At 75.0% G+C, this 2,325-nt stretch carries 3 protein-coding genes; 1 reads left to right on the top strand and 2 read right to left on the bottom strand.

Annotation, left to right across the window (positions count from 1 at the left end; all coding sequences use genetic code 11):
* A partial coding sequence (locus tag H5J29_RS29600) for an esterase/lipase family protein (protein WP_376768591.1) occupies positions 1-819 on the top strand: 819 nt, incomplete at its 5' end.
* Positions 820-929: 110 nt separating this feature from the next.
* On the opposite strand, the gene H5J29_RS29595 is transcribed toward H5J29_RS29600, so the two are convergent.
* Together H5J29_RS29595 and H5J29_RS29590 are read right to left on the bottom strand one after the other, a co-directional pair.
* Positions 930-1,760, bottom strand: coding sequence for an ABC transporter permease (locus tag H5J29_RS29595; protein ID WP_181784262.1), 831 nt, complete (start codon positions 1,758-1,760; stop codon positions 930-932).
* On the bottom strand, positions 1,757-2,325 hold a 569-nt coding region (locus tag H5J29_RS29590), incomplete at its 5' end, for an AAA family ATPase (RefSeq protein WP_181784261.1). The genes H5J29_RS29595 and H5J29_RS29590, both read right to left, overlap by 4 nt.

The raw sequence follows: 2,325 nt of genomic DNA, 5'->3' as shown, positions 1-2,325 counted from the left end.
CCGTCGGGCGACCGTGGGGCGCAGGGTCGTCGGAGGCGCCGGGTGAGTCCCCGCAGGCGGCTGCTCGCGGTGATCGTCGCGGGGCTGGTGCTGGTGGCGGTGGTGGTCGTCGGGGTGCAGCTGGTCCCGGGGCCGAGCGTCGACCCGGACGCGCGGCCCGCGCAGGACCGCCCGGGGACCGTGCTGCTCGTGCCCGGGTACGGCGGCGGCCGCGACGGGCTGCTGCGGCTCGCGGCGCGGATCGAGGCGACCGGGCGTCAGGCCGAGGTGCTCACCCTGGTCGGCGACGGCACCGGTGACCTCTCCGCCCAGGTCCGGGTGCTCGACGCGGCCGCGGACGCCGCGCTGGCGGCGGGCGCCCCGTCCGTCGACGTCGTGGGGTACAGCGCAGGTGGCGTGGTCGCAGGCCTGTGGGTGGCCCGGGACGACGGCGCGGCGAAGGCCCGCCGGATCGTCACGATGGGCTCCCCGCTGAACGGCACGACGCTCGCCGCCGCCGTGGTCAGCCAGGCCCCCGACGCCTGCCCCGCGGCGTGTCGCCAGCTCGCGCCGGGTTCCGCGGAGCTGGGCGAGCTCTCGGGGGTGGGGGCCGAGGTGCCGTGGCTGTCGATCTGGACCGCGGACGACGAGACCTCCACGCCCCCGGACACCGCGCGGCTCCCCGGCGCGACGAACGTCGAGGTCCAGCAGGTCTGTCCCGGCGCGCGGGTGTCCCACTCGGGCCTGCCCACCGACGGCACGGTCGCGGAGCTGGTCCTGCGCGGCCTCGACGCCGCCCCGATCGATCTGGCGGGGGCGAGCTGCGCGAGCGCTCCATGATCGCCGGTAGCGTGCGCTCAGCGCGGTGCCGGCAGCGTTGTGTGCACCCAGCTGCCGATCTTGCCGCGCTGACCGCACGAAACGTGCGATCGTGAACCGGCGAACCGCACCTAGGTCGTGATGTCCTTGGTCGAGAAGTTCGCCCAGGCGGCGCCGAAGGCCACGACCACGTACCCCAGCTGCACCACCGCACCCTCCCGGACGTCCGTCCAGAGGATCGGGTCGCGGTAGAGGTCGATCCAGGCCAGCCAGTGCGCGGTCGGCAGGAAGGGCTCGATCGCTGCGGCGGCGTCGAGCGGCTGCAACGCCGCACTGGCCACGACCAGCGCCAACACCCCGAGCGCTGCGGCGAGTGGGGAGTCGGTGAGCGTCGACAGGAAGAGCCCGACCGCGCCGAGCGCGAGCATGCAGAGAGCCAGGTACCCGACGGTCGCGGCGGTCCGGAACGCGACGTCCGCCGGCGTCAGCTCCACCCCCGACAGCGACGGGATGCTGCCGCCGCCACCCAGCGAGGCGTCCGGCCCGAAGCCGAACGCGAGCACCCCGACGACGTACGACACGACCGTCACGAACACCACGGCGAGCAGCACGAACGCGGCGACCGAGACCAGCTTCGCCACCAGCAGCGTCACCCGCCGCACCGGCCGCACCAGCAGGTACCGCAGGGTGCCTGCCGCGGCCTCGCCCGCGATCGTGTCCCCGGCGACGACCGCCACGGTGATCGGCAGGAACACCGGGATGACGAGCGCGAGCGCCGCCGCCGGGAAGATCTGCCCGTTGCTCACCACGGCCGAGAGGAACGCGCCGCCGCGCCCGGGTGGCGGGGCGAGCCGGGTCGTGGCGAGCAGGACCGCCACCAGCGTGGGCAGCGCGCAGAGCAGGGCCCAGCACAGCCAGACCCGGCGCTTGCGCAGCATCAGCCGCAGCTCGACGCCGATCACGAACGGTCCACCCGGTCGTTGCCCGCTCCCGTCACGGCGAGCACCACCTCTTCCAGCGTCCGGTGTTCCGTGGTCAGCCCCGCCACCGGGACCCCCGCCGCCACCAGCTGCGCGTTGAGCCGTGCGGGATCGTTCCCCGTCACCGTGACGAGATCCCCCGATCGGGCGACGACCTGGCCGTCGAGCACCCCGACGACGCCCGCCGGGTCGGGCGTCCGGACGAGGATCCGGCCGGTCGGGGCACGCAGCGCGGCGAGGTCGGAGGTCAGGGCGAGCCGTCCCCGGTCCATCACGCCGACGGCCGTGCACAGGGCCTCGACCTCGGACAACAGGTGCGAGGACAGCACGACGGTGGTGCCCGCCGCGTTCAGCTCGGTGAGCAGCGCGCGCATCTCCTGGATCCCGCGGGGGTCGAGGCCGTTGGTGGGCTCGTCGAGCAGGAGCAGCTCGGGCTCACGGAGCAGCGCGGCGGCGATGCCGAGCCGCTGCCGCATGCCGAGCGAGTAGGCCCGCACTGGTCGTCGGTCGACGGCGAGGGCCTCGTTGTCCGTCCACTCCTCGCGCG

This window comes from Pseudonocardia pini, assembly GCF_013870575.1.
Classification (GTDB): Bacteria; Actinomycetota; Actinomycetes; order Mycobacteriales; family Pseudonocardiaceae; genus Pseudonocardia; species Pseudonocardia pini.
This window is presented reverse-complemented; position numbering and strand designations above follow the sequence as displayed.